A 22596-nucleotide genomic window follows, 5' to 3' on the forward strand; every position below is an offset into this window, starting at 1 on the left:
CCGCGTTCACATTGGGTTATCTCCGAGTCGCCGGGAGATTTCAAACAGCCATGCCTTGGACCGCAGCAGCGAGCGGTTCCAACTCGGCGAGCACATCATCATCGAGCCGGAGGGAGGCGGCGGCGACATTCTCTTCCAAGCGACTCCGCCGTCGAGTGCCGGGAATCGGCACGATCCTGACGCCGAGCTGCCGCGAGCGCGCATAAAGCCATGCCAGAGCGAGCTGTGCCGCAGTCACGCCAAGTCCGGTCGCGAGATCCTCTATCTTCGCGACGAGCCGTAGGTTCGCGTCTCGGTTTTCAGCGGAGAAGCGAGGAAAGTGCCGACGGTAGTCTGCACTGGCCAAGCTCTCGGCCAATGCCTTGCCAGTGAGCATTCCTCGGCCGAGCGGCGCATAGGGCACGAGCGTGACGCCGAGCTTCGAGGCCACGGGCACCACGGCACTTTCGATCTGCCGGGTGAAGAGCGACCACTCCGACTGCAAAGCCGTGATCGGATGAATCGCATGGGCAGCGGTCAATTCTTCGGCACTGACTTCCGACAGACCGAGCCAGCGAACTTTGCCCGCGGTCACCAGCTCAGCCATCGCGCCGATGGATTCGGCCAACGGAACCTCCTGGGTTCGTCGATGCATGTAGTACAGGTCGATGCAATCGATCCCGAGCCGCGTCAGCGAGCGGTCGACAGCGGCTCTGATGAATTCCGGCCGGTTATCGACGCTCCAATCATTCGGATTGTCGACGGTGCGCGCGTAGCCGAACTTGGTTGCAATCACCACACGATCCCTGTGGGCCCGAATAAAGGGCCGCAGGAACGTCTCATTCGCGCCTACTCCGTACATGTCCGCCGTATCGAACATTCTCACGCCCAGTTCGAGGGCTCGCTCCAACGTCGCGCGGGCCTCGGTCTCATCCGTGGGGCCGTAAAATTCGCTCATGCCCATGCAGCCCAGGCCCTGCGTGCCCAAGTCCCTCGAATCGCTCGTCATCGTGCGGCTCCAGATTTTTGACAAGCGCTTCTATAAGTGTGGACCATAGTCCATGGTCAAGCCGCAAAGCATGCTGATATCGGAGTTCGCCAAGGCCACGGGCCTGCCGGTGGACACCATCCGCTTCTATGTGAGGAAGGGGCTGTTGAATCCAGAGCGAAGCGCGAAGGGCGGATCGAGTCCCTATCAGCTCTTCTCGGCGGACGATGTAACGACCGCCCGCATGATTCGACTACAACAATCGCTGGGATATACGTTGGGCGAGATCGCAGCGCTCAACGAGGAATATCGCGCTGGTGAAGGCTCCGCTGCGCGCACCGCAGAGGTCTTGCGTTTGCAAATCGGCAAGCTCGAGGAGAAGCAGGGGCAGCTCGAGGCGGCGCTGCAGTTCTTGCGCGCCAAACTCGAGTGGGTGAATGCAGGAAAGCCGGACGGCGAGGCGCGTCCGGAGTTTCGTTGTTAGCGGAGGGCGGGTGAACGATGTCCAGTGCTAATCGGCGAACTCAGCGCTCTCGCGTCCGATCGATCGCGCTGACCAACGAATAGACACTCGCGAGCAGCGGCAACGACAAGCCCAGCTCCTGTGACTTCCGCAGCGCATAGCCCAATGTTTCATGAATCTCGAGCGGGCGGCCGCTGAGCAGATCCTGTAGAGACGACATGCGATGTTCCGGCGCCTTCGCGTGATAGTCCGCGCCTGCCTTCTGCACGGCCGCGACCGCTTGCGCGTCGGTCCCATTCAAAACAATCTCGAGTTCAAGCAACGCGCGGTCGTCCGTCAGTGCGATCCCGAGGGCTTTCGCAAGCGAGGCGAGCTCGCGGGTCAGGCGCACGATGAGCAATGCCGCGTCCGGATCGGATAAGAAACGCCAGGTGATGGCGCGAGTCGTGAGCGACAGACTGACGAAGCCCACCCAACAGACAAACTTGCTCCACTCCCGCGAGACGATGTCAGGCACCAGCATCGAGCGTACCCCGGCGTCGTCGATGGCTTGCACGATGCCACGGGCCGTCTCGCTCATCGAGCCGTCCAGCTCGCCGACGAACAAATTCACATTGCGGGTAAAGAGCACCTCGCCCGAGGCAAGCAGCTCACCGCTCGTATTCGCGAGTGCGCCCAACGTGCGTTCGCGTCCGTAAGTATCCGAGAGCAGCTCATCTTTCATCACGCCGTTCTGAATCGACAACGCCCGCTCGACGCGCACGTGACGCAATGACGCCATCGTCTGCTCGGACCCGGGCGTTTTCGTGGCGATGATGAGCGTGCCGGCCTCGCGCAGTTGCGAAGGATCGGTGAGCAGGTCGACGGGCGTTGCAATCTCGCTCAGCCCCTTGATACGCAACCCTTGCTCGCGGACCTGCTGGGCACGTTGACCGCGGGCGAGCAGGGCGACCGAGCGCCCGCTACGAACCAGATGGGCCGCCAGGATGGAACCGAGCGCACCGGCGCCGACGATCGCGAACTCAGGACGTGACACGAACCTCTCCCATCGACATGGATCAAAGGCGCGAGGCTATCAAGCCTGCAGGCCGACTGCAGATGAGTTTAGGGTATCTCGGGCGTCGCAGATGGAATCAGCCCATCACCTTGAAATCGATGCCCTGAGCGAGCGGCAATTCGCGACTCCAGTTGATCGTGTTGGTCTGACGTCGCATATACGCCTTCCAGCTGTCGGAGCCGGACTCACGACCGCCGCCGGTATCCTTCTCACCGCCAAACGCGCCACCGATCTCGGCCCCCGAGGTGCCGATGTTCACATTGGCGATACCGCAGTCGCTGCCGAGCGCCGACAAGAATTTCTCAGCATGACGCAGGTTGTCGGTGAAAATCGCCGATGACAGGCCGTGATGTGAGGCGTTATGCATGGCGATGGCGTCGTCGAGCGATTGATACTCGATGAGATACAGGATCGGCGCGAACGTTTCGGTCTGCACGATTTCCCATTCAGCACGCGCGCGAATGATCGTAGGCTCGACGAAGTTGCCGGGCGGCTTGGTCTTGCCACCACACAGCACCGTGCCACCCGCATGCTTCGCCTTCTCGACCGCTTGCAGATAACGCTGCACGGAGGCGTCGTCGATGAGCGGGCCCATCAACGTTTCGGGCTTCAACGGATCGCCGATGCGCACCTGAGAGTAGGCGCGTAGCAGACGCTGCTCCAATTCCTTCGAGCGCGACTCGTGTACGAAGACACGACGCGTGCTCGTGCATCGTTGGCCCGCCGTACCAACGGCACCAAACACAATCGAAGGCACCGCCAGGTCCAGATTGGCGAACTCATCGACGATGATGCCGTTGTTGCCACCCAGCTCGAGCAGGCTCTTGCCGAGACGAGCCGCGACGCGTTCACCGACCTTGCGACCGACGGCGGTCGAGCCCGTGAACGACACCAGATCCACGCGACGATCCTCGACCAGCTTCTCGGCCAGCTCATTGCCGGCGATCAACAGCTGAAAGATCCCCGGAAAGCCGTTGCGCTCGAGCACCCGATTCACGAGCTTCTGCACGGCGACGCCACACAGGGGCGCCTTCGGCGAGGGCTTCCAAATACTCACATCGCCGCAGATCGCCGCGAGGAACGCATTCCACGACCACACCGCGACCGGAAAATTGAAGGCGCTGATGATCCCGACGATGCCGAGCGGATGCCACTGCTCGTACATGCGATGAAGCAGCCGCTCCGAGTGCATGGTCTGGCCGTACAACATGCGCGACTGGCCCACCGCGAAGTCGCCGATGTCGATCATCTCCTGCACTTCGCCATCGCCCTCGGCTTTGATCTTGCCGACTTCGAGCGTGACGAGGCTGCCGAGCGCGCTCTTGTGCTTACGCAGCTCCTCTGAGACCAGACGAATGGCTTCGCCGCGCTTGGGCGCCGGCGTGATCTTCCATTGATCGAACACGCGACGCGATGAAACGAGGATGCGCTCGTAGTCGGCCACGGTCGCGCTACGCACGCGACCGAGCACTTCGCCGGTGGTGGGGTTCACCGAATCGATCACCGGCCCGGTGGTGTCGTTCGACCAGCCGCCATCGCCCGACCAGGCGCCGGCGTTGGTTTCATTCAAGTCGAGGGCTGCAAAGATGTCGCGCATGTCAGTGCCTGCGTTGATGTCCTGTTTGTCCGCTCACGACGATGTGACCGGACACTTCCTTGCCGCCGATGGCGGCGTAGTGTTTGCCAAACCGATTCGTCAGCACGTCCTGCAGACGAAAATCTTCCTGGCGCACGAAGCCGTGATGCTTGCCGCCACCGTTGACCACCAGATCGACGACCGCACAGATGCCCGAGGCGGTGGTCACTTGAATCGCCGACCACAGCCGGCCTGCGATCACCTGCGGATACACCTTGTTGACGTAGTTTTCCTCGCGCAGTTCCCCGTCCTGTTTGCCGGTGACCGCGACGTAAATGACGACCACGTCCTGCAACGTCTGTGGCACGGCATTTTCGAGAATGCGCTTCAATGTGCCGCGATCGTGATTGAGCTTCAGATCGTTCATCAGCAGTCGCATCTGATCGCAGTGCCCCGGATAACGCATGGTCTTGTAGTCCATGCTTTGCACGCGGGTGCCGTACGTCTCAGCGAGCGAGCCCAGGCCGCCCGAGGTGTTGAATGCTTCGTACAGGGTGCCGTCGATTTCGATCTCTTCGAGACCTTCGAGTGGCGCGGCCTCGATGCGACGGCCATCCACGATGGCTTCGCAAGGATTGCCGTACTCGTTGATCAAGCCTTCGGTCGACCAGGTCAAGGAGTACTTCAACACGTTGTTCGGATGCTGGGGCAGGGCGCCGACACGAAGCTTCACGGCGCGCAGCTCATCGAAGTGCCCGATCAATTCATTCGCCGCGATGGAGATGAACCCTGGCGCAAGACCGCACTGAGGCACGAAGGCTTGGGACGCGCCGTCGGCGATCTTGCGAACCGCGCGAGTGACTTCGACGTCTTCGGTGAGATCGAAATAATGCGTGCCTGAGTGTCGAGCGGCTTCGGCGACACCGACGTTGCAGTAGTAGGGCAGACTCGAAATGACCGCGTCGACGGGATGGTTTTTCAGTTGCGCCCGAAGCGCGTCGGCGTTGGACGCATCGACATGGTGTGCGTGCAGATTCTTGAACCGGTGCGCACTCACGACCGCATTGGCGGCCTCGGCACTCACGTCGCCGAGATGCACCTCGTACGACCCGGACTCCGCCAGCAGCCCGGAAATCAACGCGCCGATCTTGCCGGCACCGAGAATCAGAACCTTGGCCATGGACGCTCCTTTGCCTGCTTGGCCGGGCCACCGCGCAGGACCGGCCAAAGGGGGGCATTAAAGGCCTTCCGGCCTGGAGCTGTAAACTTTTGGCGCGTGACGGCCCGAAACCCTGAATTTTCTGCCCTGACTGTATGCAATTTTCGCAGTCTGTCCGTTTGCTTCGCCCCGGGCGGGTGCTAGTCTGCCGCCCGCTATGACGCGTACCCCCGACCTGATTCATTGGCATCCCTCCAGCTGGCAGTCCCGACAGGCTCAGCAACAAGCGACGTACCCCGACCAGGCGGCGCTCGACAGCGTGGTCGCCGAGCTCTCGCGGCTGCCGCCGCTGGTGGTTTCCTGGGAAATTGAAGCGCTGAAAGAGCAGATTGCCTCCGCCCAGCGCGGTGAGCGCTTCCTGCTCCAGGGCGGCGATTGCGCCGAGACCTTCGAGGACTGCGAGTCCGACAAGATCGCCAAGAAGCTGAAGATCCTGCTGCAGATGAGCCTGGTGCTGGTCTATGGCTTGAAGAAGCCGGTGATCCGCGTCGGCCGCATGGCCGGGCAGTATGCAAAGCCCCGCTCGGCGGACACCGAGACCCGCGATGGCGTGACCTTGCCGAGCTACCGGGGTGCGAACGTCAATCGGCCCGGCTTCACGGCCGAGGAGCGCACGCCCGATCCGTCGTTACTGCTGCGTGGCTATGAGCGCTCGGCGCTGACGCTGAACTTCGTCCGCTCGCTGATCGATGGCGGCTTCGCCGACCTGCATCACCCCGAATACTGGGATCTGGATTTCGTGCGCCATTCGCCTTCCAAGGATGCGTATGAAAAGGTCGTGCAATCGATTTCCGAATCGCTCGACTTCTTCGAAGCGGCCTCGGGCCAGCCGATTCACGAAAGCACCACCACGCGTTTCTATACGAGTCACGAAGCGCTGCATCTGCTGCTCGAGCAGTCGCAGACGCGTTTCATCCCGCGCTCGCAGCGCTGGTACAACCTGTCCACGCACATGCCCTGGATCGGTATGCGTACCGCCGCGCTCGATGGCGCGCACGTCGAATTCTTCCGCGGTATCTCCAATCCGTTGGGCATCAAAGTCGGCCCATCGATGAGCGCGGAGTGGGTGCAGGGGCTGCTCGGCACCTTGAACCCGAACAACGAGCCCGGCCGGATCGTGCTGATCCATCGCATGGGCGCGAAGGACATCGACAAGCGTCTGCCGCCGTTGATTCAGGCGGTGCGTGCCACCGGCAGCCCGGTGCTGTGGATCTGCGATCCCATGCACGGCAACACCGAGACGGCCACTTCCGGCCTGAAGACACGGCGCTTCGAAAACATTTTGAGCGAGCTGGAGTCGGCCTTCCGAATCCACCGCGAACTGGGTTCTTGGCTCGGGGGTGTGCATTTTGAGCTCACAGGTGAAGATGTCACCGAATGCACGGGTGGCGCGCGAGGTCTGACCGATGCGGACCTGGCGCGTGCCTATAAATCGCAGGTCGATCCACGGCTGAATCATGAACAGGCGCTGGAGCTGGCCATGCGAATCGCTGGTTTGCACTCGAAAAAAGGCGCGCAGAAGAGCGCCGTGATTAATATCTAATAACTTTCTCGCAGTCGGCGACGGCCACTACAATAGCGGCCGTCGCCCGATCTTTCTTTATTCGCGTCGTTTGTCATGGCCACGAAAAAGCAAGCTCCCAAGCCCGCCGTCAATTTCCGCCGCTATTCCAGTGAGGTCGTCGATGGCCTGAAGCAGGCGCCCAGTCGCGCCATGCTGCGCGCTGTCGGTTACAAGGATGCGGACTTCAAGAAGCCGGCGATCGGCATTGCCTCCACCTGGAGCAATCTCACGCCGTGCAATATGCACATCGACAAGCTGGCCAAGGCCGCCGCGGCCGCGGTCGACTCCTCCGGCGGCAAGAGCACGACGTTTGGCACGATTACCGTGTCGGACGGCATTTCCAACGGCGCGCCCGGCATGCGCTATTCGCTCGTGTCCCGCGAAGTGATCGCGGACTCGATCGAGACGGTCTCCGGTGCGCAAGGCTTCGATGGCGTGGTCGCGATCGGCGGGTGCGATAAGAACATGCCTGGTTGCATGATGGCGCTAGCGCGCCTGGATCGCCCCGCGGTGTTCGTTTACGGCGGCACCATTCGTCCGGGCCCGGGCCATCTCGACATCATCTCCGTGTTCGAAGCGCGCGGTGCCTTCACCAGCGGCAAGATCACCCAGAAGCAGATGGATGAGATCGAGCGCAAGGCCATCCCGGGGCCGGGCAGCTGCGCCGGCATGTACACCGCGAACACGATGGCCTCCGCGATCGAAGCCATGGGCATGAGCTTGCCCGGCAGCTCCGCGCAGGATGCGGTGTCGAAACAAAAGATCGAGGACTGCAAGAACGCCGGCAAGGCGGTCGTGAAGCTGGCGAAGCAGGGCATCGTGCCGTCGATGATCATGACGCGTGAAGCGTTCGAGAACGCGATCACCACCGTCATCGCGCTCGGTGGCTCGACCAACGCCGTGCTCCATTTGCTCGCCATCGCGCACGCCGCGAACGTGAAGCTCGAGCTCGATGACTTCACGCGCATCGGCAAAAAGGTGCCAGTGCTCGCCGATCTGCGCCCGAGCGGCAAATACATGATGTCGGAGCTGGTGCGCATCGGCGGCATTCAGCCGCTGATGAAGATCCTGCTGAAGGAAGGGCTGCTGCACGGGGACTGCTTGACCGTCACCGGCAAGACACTCGCGCAGAATTTGAAGAGCGTGAAGCCGTATCCGAAGAATCAGGACATCGTTTCTGCCTTCAACGATCCGATCAAGCCCGACAGTCATCTCGTCGTGTTGTATGGCAACCTCGCCCCGGAAGGCTCGGTCGCGAAAATCACCGGCAAGGAAGGATTGTCGTTCACGGGCCGTGCGCGCGTGTTCGATGGCGAAGAGGCGTCGGTGCAGGCCATTCTCGATGGCAAGGTCGAGGCGGGCGATGTGGTCGTCATTCGTTACGAAGGCCCGAAGGGTGGCCCGGGCATGCGTGAGATGCTGAGCCCCACCAGCGCCATCGCCGGCGCCGGCCTTGCTGATAAGGTCGCTTTGATCACTGACGGTCGCTTCTCTGGTGGCAGCCGAGGTTTCGTCGTCGGTCACATCGCGCCAGAGGCTGCGGTCGGCGGACCGATTGGCCTGATTCGCGATGGCGATCAAATCACGATCGATGCGGTCGCGCGTGAGATTCAGGTTGCCGTGAGCGATCAGGAAATGTCGAAGCGTCGTGCCTCGTGGAAAGCTCCTGAGCCGTACGCACGTCGCGGCGTCCTCGCAAAGTATGCTCGCGAAGTCAGCAGCGCGTCGTTAGGCGCGATCACTGACGGCGACGCGTGCGAGAGCCACTGATATGTGATGTGCCCCGCCGCGCCAGGCGGCGGGCATAGCAATCGAGCATAGTATTGGATGTGCCTCGCCGCGCCAGGCGGCGGGCATAGCAAGCGAGGATAGTTTTTGATGTGCCTCCGTCGCCGAAGGCGGCGGGCGTAGCAATCGAGAATAGTATTTGGATGTGTCTCCACCGTCCCATGCGGCGGGCATAGCAATCGAGATTAGTTTTGACGTGCCTCCGCCGCCGAAGGCGGCGAGAGGAGTTCGAGCAAGTGGGCGCAATGCCGCCGCAGGCGGCGATATATATATTCAATTGGGCCCAGCCGCCGAAGGCGGCGAGGGCAGATCAGACTACGTTGAGATTGAGCGATGGCGCGAAAGATTGAAATTGTTGACGTGGGCCCGCGCGATGGATTGCAGAGCGAGCCTGAGATTCTGTCGACGGCGACCAAGCTGGAATTGATCGGACGCCTCGTAGCCTCCGGTCTGAAGCGCATCGAAGTCGCGAGCTTCGTCAATCCCAAGCGCGTGCCGCAGATGGCAGACGCCGAAGCCGTGCTCGCAGGATTGCCGAAAGTGCCGGGCGTGCAATACGTCGGTCTGGTGCTCAATCGCAAAGGCTTCGACCGCGCGATCGCCGCAGGTTGTACCGAAATGGGCCTAGTCATGGCCGCGACCAACAGCTTTGCCGAACGCAACCAAGGCGCCACCACCGAAGAACTCATTGGCACAATCGAGGAGATCGCGCCGCTCGCGCGTGAAGCCGGCGTGCGCATGCAGGTGACATTGTCGACAGCGTTCGGCTGTCCCTTCGAAGGTGAAGTCCCTGCAGCTCGCGTCGTCGAAATTTGCGAACGTCTCGCGAAGTCCAATCCACTCGAGATCGCACTCGCCGACACCATCGGTGTTGCGGTTCCGAGTCAAGTTTCTGCGCTCGTGGAACAAGTAAAAACAGTGGTCGGCGATGTCGCCATTCGCTGTCACTTTCACAACACACGGAATACAGCAGTCGCGAATGCATACGCCGCTGTGCTCGCCGGTGTGAACACGCTCGATGCGAGTGTGGGCGGCGTCGGCGGTTGTCCGTTCGCGCCGAACGCGACGGGCAACGTCGGCACAGAAGATTTGGTGTACATGTTGAACCGCTCGGGATACGACACCGGCATCGATCTCACCAAACTGATCGAGACCGCGAAGTGGCTCGGCGAACAGCGTGGCAAACCGGTGCCGAGCATGGTCTCCAAGGCCGGCGGTTTCCCGTCTGGAACCGTAAGAGCATCAGCCTGATACGAGGCTTTCCTGCCTCCCCCACAAACCTGCCGTAGCAAGCTCACTTCGGCAGGGTTCGCGCCCCTAACTTAAGTTAGTGAATTGGGGGCGTATATTGCTGTTTGGCATTTCGGGGCGCGTATACACTCGCGTCATACGAGGCCCGTTCGTATCCAATCAATATGCACTGGCAATTGCGGGCCTCCATCACCGAATGTCTGAAGGAGCACCATGGCCAAGGCAGTGGACAAGGCGTATCACACTGTACGTGAACGCATCGTGCGCGGCGTGTATCCAGCATCCTCCCGAATCACCGAACAGGAAGTGGCGGCAGTTGCCGGCGTGAGCCGCACGCCCGTGCGCGAGGCGTTGCGAAAACTCCACGCCGAAGGGCTGTTGGAATTCGTCCCGCATCAAGGCGCGATCGTGACGGAATGGACCCACGAAGATCGCGACGACGTGTATGAATTGCGTGCCATGCTCGAAGCGTATGGTGCCGCCCGCGCGGCCCGTCGCATCACGGCGGAAGGGATCGCCGAACTGCGTCAGCTCGCCGAAGATCAATATCACGAGACACTGGCGAAGCCCGAGGGTTATCTCGAGCGCGTCGGTCATCTCAACAGCCATTTCCATCGTCGCATTCACGAGTTCGCGGGCAGTCCGCGACTGGTGTCGGCGCTGCACTCGTTGATCGAAGCGCCGCTGATGCTGAAAACATTCACGACCTATCAGGACGAAGACCTGATCCGCAGTGCCTCGCATCATCTGGAAATCGTCCGCGCGCTGGAGGCCCGCGACGGTGACTGGAGCTCGGCGCTGATGCGCTCACACATTCTCGGGGCGCGTGGAACTCTAGTTGTCTGACTCGGGTTCGGCACTACAATGCCGGATTCCAGTTCACGTCAGCAACGAAGGGGATGGTCATGATCAAAGTCGGCGACAAAATGCCCGCGGGCACATTCACGCAGATCACCAAGGACGGACCGCAGAAGATCAGCGCTGAAGACTTCTTCAAGGGCCGCAAGGTCGTACTGTTCTCGGTACCGGGTGCGTTCACGCCTACCTGTGACGCCAAGCATCTGCCGGGCTTCGTCGAGAAGGCCGGCGACATCAAGGCCAAGGGCGTCGACGTCATCGCGTGCATCGCGGTGAACGATGCGTTCGTGATGAAAGCCTGGGGGAAGGCCCAGAACACCGACGGCAAGGTCGAGATGCTGGCCGACGGCAACGCCGACTACACCAAGGCGTTGGGCCTCGATATGGACGCGACCGGCTTCGGCATGGGCGTTCGCGGTCAGCGTTTCTCGCTGGTCGTGGATAACGGCGTGGTGAAGCAGGTGAACGTCGAGCAGAAGGGCGAGTTCAAGGTGTCGAGCGCGGATCACGTGCTCACGCAGCTTTGACAGGATGGCCCTCGCCCTGCCGGGCGCGGGCCAAAGAGATTTATCTTATTTTGGCCGCGCTACGCGCGGCCATTTTCTTTTCCAGACGCGCGCGTGGCTCACAAAAGACAAGGCCGCCGCGTTATGAGAAAACGCGACGGCCTCGTCTTGCAAGGAAGGCGAAAGGCGCTTAGCCCAGCGCTTTTTCCAATTCCGGCACGACAGTGAACAAATCGCCCACCAGGCCGATGTCCGCCACTTCGAAAATCGGCGCTTCGGAATCCTTGTTGATCGCGACGATGGTGCGCGCGTCCTTGATACCGGTCAGGTGCTGAATTGCGCCGGAGATACCGATCGCGACATACAGCTCCGGCGCGATGATCTTGCCGGTCTGGCCGACCTGCAGTTCATTGGCCGCGTAGCCCGCGTCCACCGCCGCACGAGAGGCACCGACGCCCGCGTTGAGCTTGTCGGCGAGGCCGAAGATGATCTTGAAGTTATCCGCGCTGCCGAGCGCCCGACCGCCCGACACGACGCGCGGCGCCGTCTGCAGATCCGGACGACCGGTCGCAGCCGCCGAGCGAGACACGAAGCGGGTGTGAGAGGGCAGTGATGCAGAAACATTCGCCGCTTCGACAGCCGCGCTGCCGCCTTGCGGGGCTGCCTGGAACGACGCGGTACGCACAGTGGCGACGAGCTTCTTATCCTGCGGCGCTTCGACGCTGATGATCGCGTTGCCGGCGTACACCGGACGACGGAACTTGTAGGCGCCTTCAACCGCAGCGATGTCGCTCAACTGACCGACGCCGAGCAGCGCAGCCACTCGCGGCATCAAGTCCTTGCCGAACGTGGTCGAGGGACCGAACACGTGCGTGTAGTTGGCAGCGACAGCGGCGACCTGCGGGGCGAGCACGGCAGCGAGCGGCTCGGCGTTCGCAGCATTGTTGACCGTCAACACGGTCTTCACGCCCTGGATTTTCGCAGCTTCGGCGGCAACGGCAGCGCCATCGGCAGCAAACACCGCGATGTCGATCTGCGCGCCATCGATCTTGCTGGCGCAGGCCACGCACTTGGCGGTGGAGGGATTGAGCTTGCCGCCGGCATGTTCGGCGACGATGAGAATCTTGGCCATTAGACGAGCCCTTTCTGCTTCAGGGCCGCGACGAGCTCGGCCACATCTTTCACCATGACGCCCTTGGAACGGGCCGCAGGCGGCTCGTACTTGGTGGTCTTGAACTGCGGTGCCGTGTCGACGCCGAGCGAGGCGATCGCCACCGTGTCGAGCGGCTTCTTCTTCGCTTTCATGATGTCCGGCAGCTTCACGTAGCGCGGCTCATTCAAGCGCAGGTCGGTGGTCAACACCGCCGGCAGATCGACTTCGATGGTCTCGAGGCCGGCGTCCACTTCGCGGGTGACCTTGGCCTTGGCGCCTTCCAGCTCGACCTTCGAGGCGAAGGTGGCCTGCGGACGATCCCACAGCGCGGCCAGCATCTGGCCGGTCTGGTTGTTGTCGTCGTCGATGCCCTGCTTACCGAGCAACACGATCTGCGGGCTTTCTTTCTCGATGAGCTTCAGGAACACCTTGGCGGCGGCGAGGGGTTCGATGGCCGTATCGGTCTGCACGAGAATGGCGCGATCGGCACCCATGGCAAGCCCGGTGCGCAGCTGCTGCTGAGTATCGGCGGGACCGATGCTGACGACGACCACTTCGGTCGCGCCACCTTTCTCTTTGATTCGAAGCGCTTCTTCCAGCGCGATCTCATCGAAAGGATTGATGCTCATTTTGACGCCGTCGGTCACGACACCCGTGCCGTCGGGTTTGACGCGGACGCGGACGTTGTAGTCCACCACGCGCTTCAGGCCCACCAGAATCTTGCTCAACTTCGGCTCCGATAAATACAGCAAAAAGTAAGGGCTGCAGGCCGCCGCAGCGGCCGGGCACGCTACTGTAACGTAGCGTCTGAGTCAATCGACAACGTGTCGCGTACTGCCATGTTCCGCAGGGGAAAAGCGCCCAAATTGTCCGCGCATTTCGAGAAGTGGAATGCGGTGACCGGTGGCAGCAGTCGCCAACCGGCTAAACTCACGGCCTTCAACGAGAACGACAGCCGCCTGCCATGCCAGATGCCCTTGCTCCCCGTCTGAAATACGGTGTGATCGCGCCCGCCACGAACACCATCGTACAACCGGAGTTCGACGCCATGCGACCGCGCGGCGTGACCAACCAGATGGCCCGCGTTGTCATTCCCGACTCGCCGGTCGGGACCGAAAGCGAGTTCGCGGCCATGATGGGGCAGGTCCGCGCCAACATCGAAGGCGCCCTGGACGCAGTCATGGCTTGTTCGCCCTCGGCCGTGATCTGCGGCCTGAACGCCGAGACCTTCTGGGAAGGCGTGATGGACGCCAACGCCGTCCAGGCCCATCTCGAAGCGCGGGCCGGGGTGAAGGTGATCCTGGGGGTGCAGGCCTGTCAGGCCGCGATTCAACGGTACGGCGGCATTCGACGAATCAGCGTGATCACGCCGTACATGCCTTCGGGCGACGCCCAGGTGCGCCGTTCATTCACCGACAGCGGCTTCGAGGTCGTGAACCTGCTCGGCCTGAAGAGCAACAGCCCGCTGCTGATGGCCCACGAGTCGCCCGAGCGCCTGCGCCGGGCCGTTCGCGAGGTCGATGACAGCAGCGTCGAGCTGATTCTGCAGGTGGGCACGAACCTCGCGTTCGCGGCCATCGCCGCCGAGGCCGAGCGCTGGCTCGGCAAGCCCGTGCTGGCGGTGAACACGTGCACCTACTGGCATGCGCTCAGAAGCACGGGGATCGAGGACAAGATTGAGGGGTTCGGGTCGCTGCTGACCGAGCACTGACCGAGTAAGAGGCCCTCAATCGCCGTACGGCTCGGAACGGAGCTGTTTGAGCCGTACGGCGATTGAGGGCCTCCGGATCGGGGCTGCTGTCCTGCTCCGGCTGTAATCCTCGTTTCGCATGACTCTGTGCGCACTTTGGGCGTATGGATTCTGCTATCTTCACAAGCCTGTTCATCCAGTCAGTGTCGACTCAACGCCATGCGTACCATTCGCCCCAGTGCCGGCCTCGCCAACGTGAAATACGAAATTCGCGGCGACCTGGCACGGCGCGCCCATGAAATGGAGCGGCGGGGCTACGACATCATCCCGCTGAACATCGGCAATCCCGGCGTGTTCGGGTTCCGCACGCCCGAGACCATGCGGCTGGCGATGATCGAGAACCTGAAGGCGAGCGAAGCCTACAGCCACCAGAAGGGCATCTTCCCGGCCCGCGAAGCGGTGGTCATGCAGCAGCAGAGCCGCGGCGTGCGGGGCGTGAGCGCCGATGAAGTGTTCATGGGCAACGGCGTCAGCGAGCTGATCGATCTGGTGCTGCGCGCCTTGTTGTCGACCGACGACGAAGTGCTCGTGCCGATGCCGAACTATCCCTTGTGGACGGCGGCGGTGAATTTGAATCGCGGCCGCGCCGTGCACTATCCGTGTCACGCCGCGAACGGCTTCGAGCCCGATCCGAAAGAGATCGAGGCGCTGATCACCAGTCGCACACGGGCGATTGTCGTGATCAATCCAAACAATCCGACCGGCGCCGTGTACTCACGCGAAACGCTGGAAGCGATCGCGCGCATCGCCGAGCGTCATCATCTGGTCGTGTTCTCCGATGAGATCTATGACCAGATCGTTTATGACGACGCCAAGTTCGTGCCGATGGCGACGCTCGTGCAGAACACGCTGTGCGCCACCATGTCGGGTCTGTCCAAGGTGTATCGTGCGTGCGGCTATCGTGTCGGCTGGGTGTCGTTCTCCGGCGATGTCGAATCGGCCCGCGAATACATGAGCGCGCTCGACAAGCTGTCGTCGCTGCGTTTGTGCAGCAACGTGCCCGGCCAGTGGGCCGTGCAGACGGCGCTCGGCGGCTATCAGAGCATTCAAGAGCTGACGCGCCCGGGCGGTCGGTTGTATGAATCGCGCCAGGCCATTCTCGACGGCGTCGCGAAAAGCAGATATCTGCAGGTGCACGCGCCACGCGGCGCCATCTACGCGTTCATCGGCATCAAGGACGGCGTGCTGCCGGCCTTCGACGATCAGCGCTTTGCCATGGACCTGCTCGAGCACAAACATGTGTTGCTCGCGCCGGGCACCAGCTTCAACACGCCTTACAAGACGCACTTCCGAATCACCAATCTGCCGCGGCCCGAAGTGCTGGCCGACGTGTTCCGCCGCATGGAGGAACTGTTGGACAGCTACGCCGATGGGGCCGAGCCTGTGTCACGCGCGGCGCCGGATCTGAAGGTCGTCCGCACGTCTTCATGAGTTAAGGGGCATTGCGGCTCCATTCTCTTCTCGACCAGAACGTCACGGTCCTCACCGCGAGCCGTAGGCTCGCGCACGCCTTGCGTCTGGGGTACGCCCAGCACGCCCAGAGCCTGGGACAGTCCGTCTGGCGCACGCCACGTATCCTGCCGTGGTCGACGTGGCTTGCTCAGCAATGGCTCGAAGCGCGAGCCAGCGGTACGCATGCCCATCACGCTCGTTTGTTAACCAACGCCCAGGCGCGAATCCTGTGGGACACGTTGGTCAATGACAGTGAGTGGGGCGAGGGTCTGCTCAATCCCTCCAACGCCGCCCGACTCGCCGCACGCAGCTGGCGACGCATGCAGGAATATCTGATTCCGCTCGCAGCGCTGAACAACAGCGACAGTACCGAAGGTCGCGCCTTGCACGCCTGGTGCACTGAGTTCCTGCGCCGTTGCGAGAAGCTGCAAGCCATCGATGAAACCCGTCTGGCGCATTGGGCCCATGACGCGAACTTCGTGCCCGAGGAAACATTGGCGCTTGCAGGCTTCGATAGTCTGCCGCCGTCGATCGGACGTCTCATCGAACGTTGGCGCGGGCTGGGCAAGATCGCCGAGGTCGAAGTAGAGGAGCAACCCTCGCGCTCCGTTGTCGTCGTCACCGCACGCGATGCCGATGATGAATTGGAGCTGGCCGCGCGATGGGCTCGCGCGCAGATCGCCACTGGCAAGAGCACGGTGGGTATCGTCGTTCCTGATTTGCAGTCGCGTCGGGCGGAAGTGCAGCGGGTCTTCGAAGATGCGTTCGCGCCGGGTCAGCGAAACATACAAACCGAGTCGGCGAAGATTCCGGTCGTGATCGCGGCGCCGGCACCGCTCGCGTCGTATCCGATCGTCGATGCGGCGCTGCTGGTCCTTCAGTTCGCCTTGCACGATCGAGCCGCCACACACGCGGGACGTTTATTACGTTCGCCGTTTTTGGCCGGCAGCGAAGCCGAGAAAGATCGTCGCGCGATGGCGGACTTTCGATTACGTGAGGACCAGCGCGATCGGTGGGATTGGTTCGAGCTGGAACGGTGGGCCGCCGCCACCAAGTGCGATCAATTGGCTCAGGCCGCCCGCGCGATCGGCGAGCTGATTCGCGGCAATACGTCATCGACCGGTGCCAGCGCATGGGCCGAACGGTTCCATGCCTGGTTGCGGGCGGTGAACTGGCCTGGCGAGCGCTCCCTCAGCAGCGTCGAACATCAAACCGTTCTAAAGTTTCACGCGGCACTTGCAGAGTTCGGCACGCTGGATGCTGTGACACCACCGCTGTCGGCGTCGGCGGCGTTGTCTCGATTGCAGGAGCTGTTGCGAGATACGCCGTTCGAGCCCGAGACCCAGGCCACGTCGATCACCGTCATCGATCCTGCGACGGTCGCGGGCATGACCTTCGATGCGACGTGGGTGATGGGCCTGGATGCGGCGCGCTTGCCTGAGCCGGTCAATCCCGATCCTTTGTTGCCGGTCGCCTTACAGCGCGCGGCGAAGGTTCCCGAAGCGACGGCGGAAGGCGTCATGCAACTGTCGCGAGCGAGGCTGGCGCGGTGGACCAGCAGCGCATCGCACGTGGTCTTGAGCTGGCCGCGACAGGAAGGGGAGGCTGAGCTGCAGCCGAGCCCGATGTTGTCGGCGTGGCCCACCGTCAAAGGCAGCGATATCGCCATCGCCTCCGTGCGTCCGCTGCGACGAACGTTGTTCGATCAGCGCCCGCTCCTCGAACAGATGCGCGATGAAGTCGCCCCGCGACTCACCGTGAAAACGGCGCGAGGCGGCGCGATGACGCTCGAGCTTCAATCGCGCTGTCCGTTCCGGGCGCAGGCACAGATTCGCTTGGGCGCCGAGGAGCTGCCGACCGTGAGCATCGGTGTCGAACCCATCGATCGCGGCATCATTCTGCATCGAGTGCTCGAAGAAATCTGGGGCTCGCTACGAACGCATGCCGGCCTCATGGCGATCGATGAAGACACATTGGCGCAGCGGGTGCGGGCGAGCGCCGAGCGTCACACGATGCAGGCCTTGCAGCCGACGATTCGATATCGCCAGCGCCTGGCCGCTCTGGAAGCGAGCAACGTCGCGAAGCAGGTCCTGCAGTTGCTCGAGGTGGAGAAGCAGCGCCCGTCGTTCGCGCTGCAATTGACCGAGAAGTCCGAGCCTTATGCGATCGGCGGCTTGTCCATCACGCTGCAGCCGGATCGAATCGACGAGCTCGGCAACGGCGGCTATTTGTTGATCGACTACAAGCTCGGCGATTCACATTCGCCGCGACAGTGGTTGGACACGAAGCCGGGACGTCCGCTGCGGCCGCAGCTGCCGTTGTATGGATTGGCGCACGCGGAGTCGCTGCGAGGTCTCGCGTACGTCGTGTTGGCGGCAGGCGCGGTGGAATATCGCGGCTGGAGTGACGGGGCGTTCATCGGCGAGGGTGTCGCGGCTTATCCGGGGCACGTCCGCCTGCGGCCCGATCATCCGCCCGATTGGCCGTCGCTGGTCGATCACTGGCGCAAGACACTCACGCACCTCGCGGAGAGCTTTGTCGAGGGTCAGGCGGTGGTGGATCCGTTGACGGCACAGGAGTGCACCTACTGCCATTTGAGCGCGTTCTGCCGCGTCAGCGAACAGACGCAGGAAGACGAGACGGAGCTGCACGATGAGTAGCGACGCAGCCGCCCGCAAGCGTGCGCTCGATCCGACACGCTCGTTCATCGTCCAGGCGCCGGCGGGTTCGGGCAAGACCGAGCTGCTCACGCAGCGCTATCTGCGATTGCTCGCGACGGTGGAGCATCCGGAACAGATCCTTGCGATCACATTCACGCGCAAAGCCGCAGCGGAAATGCGCAATCGTATTTTGCTGTCCATCGAGGCTGCGGGCGCGCCGGCCCCGGAGTCGCCGCACAAGCTGACGACGTGGGAGCTGGCACGGGCAGTGCGCGCCGCCGACATCGAACGCAATTGGAAACTCGCCGAGCATCCCTCGCGGCTGCGTATTCAAACGATCGATGCGCTCAATTCGACGCTTGCGCGTCGCTTGCCGATTCTTGCTGGCACGGGGTCCGCGCTGGAGCCGGCCAGCGATCCATGGCCGTTGTATGAAACTGCCGCACGACGCTTGATTGAACGTCTGGGCGAAGGCTCGGCGGTTGCGGAGCATTTGGAATCGCTGATCGTGCATCTGGGCAATCGCACCGATCTGCTTGCGGATCTGCTGTGTGAGCTGCTGGCCAAGCGCGATCAATGGTTGCATCAGATCGTGAGCGCCGGCGCGCACGACAATCTCCGAGCGGTTCTCGAACAAACGTTGCAGAACGTGATCAAGCGTCATCTCACGACGCTCTGTGGACTGCTCAATGATGTTCGCCGTCGTGAGTACTGGGACCTGGCGGTGTTCGCCGCGTCCAATCTGCGCGATGCCGCCGGCGTCAACGAAGAGAAACGGCTGCTGCTCAATGCGTGCTCGAATGCCCAAGCGTGCCCGAGTGCCCAGAGCGACACCATCGATGCGTGGCTCGCGCTCGCGAGTGTGTTCCTGAAGCGCGACGGCTCGCCGTATCAGACCGTCACCAAGAAGAGCGGCTTCCCGACGACGCATCCGCGAGAGAAAGAACAGATGCTCTCGCTGCTGGCGGAGCTGGCCGAGGACGAAATGCTGATTGCGCAGCTCGACGCGCTTCGCAGTCTGCCGCGGCCGACGTATTCAAAAGATCAGTGGGCAATTCTCGAAGCGTTGCTTGCGGTGCTGCCCGTCGCCGTCGCTGAATTACAGATCGTGTTTCAGTCGCAAGGGCAGGCGGACTACATCGAAGCTGCCCTGCGAGCGCTGCAGGCATTGGGGTCGAGCGAGGAGCCCACCGACCTTGCGCTCGCATTCGACTATCGCTTGCAACATCTGCTGGTCGATGAGTTTCAGGACACCTCGTTCGGCCAGCTCGATCTGCTCGAGCGCTTGACCGCGGGCTGGACCGAAGGCGACGGCCGCTCGCTGTTTTGTGTCGGTGACCCGATGCAATCGATCTATCGCTTTCGTCAGGCCGAGGTCGGTTTGTTCCTGCAGCTGCAGCGACACGGACTGCGCAACGTGCCGCTCGAGCCGTTACAACTCACCTCCAACTTCCGCTCGACGCGTCCCATCATCGAATGGGTGAACCGCGTGTTCCCGGGCGTGCTGTCGCCGACTGACAATGCGGAGCAGGGCGCCGTTCGCTACAGCCCCAGTGTCGCAGCGCTGTCGAGCACGCGAGGCGGCGTGAAGGTTCATCCGTCGTTTGAGAAAGATGAGTTGGCCGAGGCGCGCCAGGTTGTGAAGCTGGTACGCAAGAGTCTCGCTGAAGATCCCGAGACGACGGTCGCTGTGCTCGTCACGGCGCGTACTCACGTCGGCATGATCGCAAGCCAGCTGCATGCGGCGTCGATCGATTTTCAGGCCATCGAAATCGAGGCGCTGCTGGATCGACCCGTCGTGCAGGACCTGACCGCGCTCACGCGTGCGTTGTTGCATCTGGCCGATCGCACGTCCTGGCTCGCGGTGCTTCGGGCGCCGTGGTCGGGCCTCACGTTGAATGATCTGCACGCGATTGTTGGAAACAATCGCAGCTCAACCATTAACGAGCTGCTGGCGCAGGCGTTGGAGTCGAGCGATGCGCTCAGCGCCGACGGCCGGGCTCGCGTGACTCGCGTTCATTCGATCCTGCAAGCGGCCGAGGCCCAGCGTGGTCGCTTGTCACTGCGCGACTGGGTCGAGCGCACGTGGAACGCGCTGGGCGGTCCTGCGACGCTGCATCGGCCGCAAGACCTCGACGATGCCGACGCGTATCTGTCGCGACTCGATCAAATCGAAGTCGCCGGCGATCTCGATGACGTCGCGCGACTGGAAGAACAGTTGGATCGTTTGTTCGCCCGCCCGCGACCGGAGAACCGGGCCCGCGTGGAAGTGATGACCATTCACAAGTCGAAGGGCTTGGAATACGACGTGGTCATCCTGCCCGCACTGGATCGATTGTTGCGTGGTGAGAGTCGGGAGCTGATGCGCTGGACTCGAATTCCAGGAAACGATGGCGGCATCGTCTTCGCTCCGATCAAGGCCGCCGGCACCGACTCCGATCCGATGTACCGCTGGATCGAGATGCTCGAACGTGAGCGCAGCGCGCGTGAGCGCGGCCGCTTGTTGTATGTGGCGGCGACTCGCGCCAAACGCGTTTTGCATTTGCTCGGCCGCGTCCGAGTGAAGGAAACAGAGGAGGGCGCGTCCATCCGCGAGCCGTTGAACGGCTCGATGCTTCGTCTGTTGTGGCCCGAGGTGAAATCTCACTTCGAGTCTTCTGTGCAGACCAAGCCTCAACAGGACTTGTTCGCTTCTTCTTCCGGCCCTTCTCTGCGCGTTCGCCGCCTGCCGGTGCAATGGCAACCGCCGGCCGCTGATGCGCCAGTGACCGCGAAGGCCGTGAACGTCAGCGATCTCGAAGCGCGACTCGAATTCGACTGGGCCTCGCAAACCGCCCGTCACATCGGTACGCTCGTCCATCGTGAACTCGACCGTCTGGTCCGCGCCGGCGCCGATCGCGCCACGCCTTCTCCGAATCGCGCCCGTCTCTGCGCCGAGCTTGCCGAACTCGGCGTGCCCCCCGATCGCTGCGAAGCCGCCGCCGAGCGTGTCCTCGCCGCTATGGCCCAGACCCTCGCCGACGAACGCGGTCGCTGGCTGCTGGGCTTGTCCTCCGAGTTGAGTGACGCGGAATCTGAGCTCGCGCTGACAGGTGTATTTCACGGCGAGCTCGTTTCCGGTGTGATCGACCGTACGTTCGTCGATGAGCACGGCGTTCGATGGATCGTTGACTTCAAGACCGGCACGCACGAGGGCGGTGGCCTGGAGCAATTCCTCAACGCGGAGGTGCTTCGCTATCGCGATCAGTTACAACGCTATGCGCGGCTGATGAAGCTGTTTCGACCGGATCAGCCGGTGCGGGCGGCGTTGTATTTTCCGTTGATGAAGCAGTGGCGGGAAGTGCCGGTGAGCTGATGACCCCTCTAAGATCCTCTCGATAATCAGGGAGTGCCGGCATTGACTTGTATCCACGAGATTCGTGGATATGTTCCTTGGCACCCTGAGAATTGAATTGTGACTGTCCTGCCTTTTGAGTGTGCAAGCATCAGCGCCGGCCAGACGTAAACCATAAACTTTTCGTCCTCCAGATCCCCTTGGGCCCACTGGTTGGAGCATGAGCCCTCAGCGATGGAGGGATAGCTGGTTAATTTCACATACGCGCTATTGGCAGTAGGCACGACCTGCAGCGCTTCCACTGTCGACGTCAAGGTTACCGCAGCCGAACTTGCGCCCGTCCACATGACGGAGAACAGCCACATTCCGATGATTGATTTTCGCACTCTTGTAACCCTCTTCAATTCGCCCTAAGCGCCAAGACAAGTTCCGAACCAGAGCCCGCGGCAGGCTGCTGATTGAGTTCCAGGATCTGCCGAGACTGTGACCACCCCGCCGAATGCGCCTGTGAAAGTAGCATCGCGCACGCCAGAATAATCGACGTGACTGCAAAGATACGCATCGTTCCTCCTCAATCTCGAGTTGCGCCTAACAAAGTCCGTTTCAACAGTGCGTGTCTTGTAGCGCCGCAGGGTGATCCTCGCTTATTGCTCAACGCATGTCGAGCGGGAAGATCAGTCGCTCACGATGTCACCGGCCAGATGACGACGCTTCCGCTGGAGTATCCCAAATGCGTTCATCAAAACCCTGATTCGCGTGCAGTCGGGCATGCATCCCGTTGACAGCACCTGCTTTGCGAATGCAACTTATGCTCAACAAACAAATAACAAACGTCTCGTTTTCGGGAGCAAGTTCGCGTGTGGCTCTGAACTTCCTGCTGATGAAGCGGTGGAGGGAAGTACTGCCGTGCTGATGGCGCCGCTCGACGTCTTCTATTCGCTCTAAGAGCAACACCCCTAAGTTCCTCGACGGTCTCGTCGTCGAGGAGCAGTAGCAGG

16 protein-coding genes are annotated in these 22596 nt (G+C 62.1%); 10 read left to right on the top strand and 6 right to left on the bottom strand.

Translation table 11 applies throughout. The annotated features are described in order from the left end of the window. Nucleotides 1-40: 40 nt before the first annotated feature. Nucleotides 41-988, bottom strand: coding sequence for an aldo/keto reductase (locus tag ACFPN2_RS00335; RefSeq protein WP_380593848.1), 948 nt, complete (start codon nucleotides 986-988; stop codon nucleotides 41-43). 70 nt (nucleotides 989-1058) lie between these two features. On the opposite strand from ACFPN2_RS00335, the gene ACFPN2_RS00340 reads away from it, so the two are divergent. Then, nucleotides 1059-1451, top strand: coding sequence for a MerR family transcriptional regulator (locus ACFPN2_RS00340; protein WP_380595255.1), 393 nt, complete (start codon nucleotides 1059-1061; stop codon nucleotides 1449-1451). A 40-nt stretch (nucleotides 1452-1491) separates the two neighbouring features. On the opposite strand, the gene ACFPN2_RS00345 is transcribed toward ACFPN2_RS00340, so the two are convergent. From ACFPN2_RS00345 to ACFPN2_RS00355, 3 genes are all read right to left on the bottom strand, one after another. Beyond that, nucleotides 1492-2466: a ketopantoate reductase family protein gene (locus ACFPN2_RS00345; protein WP_380593849.1), complete on the bottom strand. Its 975-nt coding sequence runs from the start codon at nucleotides 2464-2466 to the stop codon at nucleotides 1492-1494. A gap of 97 nt (nucleotides 2467-2563) precedes the next feature. Next, nucleotides 2564-4084: an L-piperidine-6-carboxylate dehydrogenase gene (gene amaB / locus ACFPN2_RS00350; RefSeq protein ID WP_380593851.1), complete on the bottom strand. Its 1521-nt coding sequence runs from the start codon at nucleotides 4082-4084 to the stop codon at nucleotides 2564-2566. Between the two features lies 1 nt (nucleotide 4085). After that, nucleotides 4086-5243 (bottom strand): saccharopine dehydrogenase family protein, encoded by a 1158-nt coding sequence (locus ACFPN2_RS00355; RefSeq protein ID WP_380593853.1) that lies wholly within the window; start codon nucleotides 5241-5243, stop codon nucleotides 4086-4088. 196 nt (nucleotides 5244-5439) lie between these two features. Between ACFPN2_RS00355 and ACFPN2_RS00360 the strand changes: the two genes are divergently transcribed. The 5 genes from ACFPN2_RS00360 to ACFPN2_RS00380 all read left to right on the top strand — a co-directional run bounded on the left by ACFPN2_RS00360 (nucleotide 5440) and on the right by ACFPN2_RS00380 (nucleotide 11270). Further along, nucleotides 5440-6825 (top strand): class II 3-deoxy-7-phosphoheptulonate synthase, encoded by a 1386-nt coding sequence (locus ACFPN2_RS00360; RefSeq protein WP_380593855.1) that lies wholly within the window; start codon nucleotides 5440-5442, stop codon nucleotides 6823-6825. 75 nt (nucleotides 6826-6900) lie between these two features. Continuing rightward, nucleotides 6901-8616: a dihydroxy-acid dehydratase gene (gene ilvD / locus ACFPN2_RS00365; RefSeq protein ID WP_380593857.1), complete on the top strand. Its 1716-nt coding sequence runs from the start codon at nucleotides 6901-6903 to the stop codon at nucleotides 8614-8616. Between the two features lie 351 nt (nucleotides 8617-8967). Beyond that, nucleotides 8968-9885: a hydroxymethylglutaryl-CoA lyase gene (locus ACFPN2_RS00370; protein WP_380593859.1), complete on the top strand. Its 918-nt coding sequence runs from the start codon at nucleotides 8968-8970 to the stop codon at nucleotides 9883-9885. A 213-nt stretch (nucleotides 9886-10098) separates the two neighbouring features. Then, nucleotides 10099-10731, top strand: coding sequence for a GntR family transcriptional regulator (locus tag ACFPN2_RS00375; protein WP_380593861.1), 633 nt, complete (start codon nucleotides 10099-10101; stop codon nucleotides 10729-10731). A gap of 59 nt (nucleotides 10732-10790) precedes the next feature. Further along, nucleotides 10791-11270: a peroxiredoxin gene (locus ACFPN2_RS00380; protein ID WP_380593863.1), complete on the top strand. Its 480-nt coding sequence runs from the start codon at nucleotides 10791-10793 to the stop codon at nucleotides 11268-11270. 169 nt (nucleotides 11271-11439) lie between these two features. Here ACFPN2_RS00380 and ACFPN2_RS00385 read toward each other — a convergent pair whose 3' ends face one another. Together ACFPN2_RS00385 and ACFPN2_RS00390 are read right to left on the bottom strand one after the other, a co-directional pair. Continuing rightward, a complete protein-coding gene (locus ACFPN2_RS00385) occupies nucleotides 11440-12381 on the bottom strand; it encodes an electron transfer flavoprotein subunit alpha/FixB family protein (RefSeq protein ID WP_380593865.1) in 942 nt (313 codons plus the stop codon). Next, nucleotides 12381-13130: an electron transfer flavoprotein subunit beta/FixA family protein gene (locus tag ACFPN2_RS00390; protein WP_380593867.1), complete on the bottom strand. Its 750-nt coding sequence runs from the start codon at nucleotides 13128-13130 to the stop codon at nucleotides 12381-12383. Before ACFPN2_RS00390 ends, ACFPN2_RS00385 begins: the two co-directional genes overlap by 1 nt. A 272-nt stretch (nucleotides 13131-13402) precedes the next feature. On the opposite strand from ACFPN2_RS00390, the gene ACFPN2_RS00395 reads away from it, so the two are divergent. The 4 genes from ACFPN2_RS00395 (at nucleotide 13403) to ACFPN2_RS00410 (ending at nucleotide 21619) form a co-directional block, all read left to right on the top strand. Beyond that, a complete protein-coding gene (locus ACFPN2_RS00395) occupies nucleotides 13403-14113 on the top strand; it encodes a maleate cis-trans isomerase family protein (RefSeq protein WP_380593869.1) in 711 nt (236 codons plus the stop codon). 198 nt (nucleotides 14114-14311) lie between these two features. Beyond that, on the top strand, nucleotides 14312-15583 hold the full coding sequence (locus ACFPN2_RS00400) for an aminotransferase class I/II-fold pyridoxal phosphate-dependent enzyme (protein ID WP_380593871.1): 1272 nt from the start codon (nucleotides 14312-14314) through the stop codon (nucleotides 15581-15583). Nucleotides 15584-15594: 11 nt separating this feature from the next. Continuing rightward, on the top strand, nucleotides 15595-18264 hold the full coding sequence (locus tag ACFPN2_RS00405; protein ID WP_380593873.1) for a PD-(D/E)XK nuclease family protein: 2670 nt from the start codon (nucleotides 15595-15597) through the stop codon (nucleotides 18262-18264). Continuing rightward, nucleotides 18257-21619: a UvrD-helicase domain-containing protein gene (locus ACFPN2_RS00410; RefSeq protein ID WP_380593875.1), complete on the top strand. Its 3363-nt coding sequence runs from the start codon at nucleotides 18257-18259 to the stop codon at nucleotides 21617-21619. Before ACFPN2_RS00405 ends, ACFPN2_RS00410 begins: the two co-directional genes overlap by 8 nt. Nucleotides 21620-22596: the final 977 nt, after the last annotated feature.

The organism is Steroidobacter flavus (assembly GCF_042651805.1).
GTDB lineage: Bacteria > Pseudomonadota > Gammaproteobacteria > Steroidobacterales > Steroidobacteraceae > Steroidobacter > Steroidobacter flavus.

Bases quoted from the DNA above. Each gene is read 5' to 3' on its own strand.
- ACFPN2_RS00375 (WP_380593861.1), top strand. From the start codon at position 10,099: ATGGCCAAGGCAGTGGACAAGGCGTATCACACTGTACGTGAACGCATC.
- ACFPN2_RS00340 (WP_380595255.1), top strand. From the start codon at position 1,059: ATGCTGATATCGGAGTTCGCCAAGGCCACGGGCCTGCCGGTGGACACC.
- ACFPN2_RS00410 (WP_380593875.1), top strand. From the start codon at position 18,257: ATGAGTAGCGACGCAGCCGCCCGCAAGCGTGCGCTCGATCCGACACGC.
- amaB (WP_380593851.1), bottom strand. From the start codon at position 4,084: ATGCGCGACATCTTTGCAGCCCTCGACTTGAATGAAACCAACGCCGGC.
- ACFPN2_RS00360 (WP_380593855.1), top strand. From the start codon at position 5,440: ATGACGCGTACCCCCGACCTGATTCATTGGCATCCCTCCAGCTGGCAG.
- ACFPN2_RS00380 (WP_380593863.1), top strand. From the start codon at position 10,791: ATGATCAAAGTCGGCGACAAAATGCCCGCGGGCACATTCACGCAGATC.
- ilvD (WP_380593857.1), top strand. From the start codon at position 6,901: ATGGCCACGAAAAAGCAAGCTCCCAAGCCCGCCGTCAATTTCCGCCGC.
- ACFPN2_RS00335 (WP_380593848.1), bottom strand. From the start codon at position 988: ATGACGAGCGATTCGAGGGACTTGGGCACGCAGGGCCTGGGCTGCATG.
- ACFPN2_RS00385 (WP_380593865.1), bottom strand. From the start codon at position 12,381: ATGGCCAAGATTCTCATCGTCGCCGAACATGCCGGCGGCAAGCTCAAT.
- ACFPN2_RS00370 (WP_380593859.1), top strand. From the start codon at position 8,968: ATGGCGCGAAAGATTGAAATTGTTGACGTGGGCCCGCGCGATGGATTG.
- ACFPN2_RS00400 (WP_380593871.1), top strand. From the start codon at position 14,312: ATGCGTACCATTCGCCCCAGTGCCGGCCTCGCCAACGTGAAATACGAA.
- ACFPN2_RS00355 (WP_380593853.1), bottom strand. From the start codon at position 5,243: ATGGCCAAGGTTCTGATTCTCGGTGCCGGCAAGATCGGCGCGTTGATT.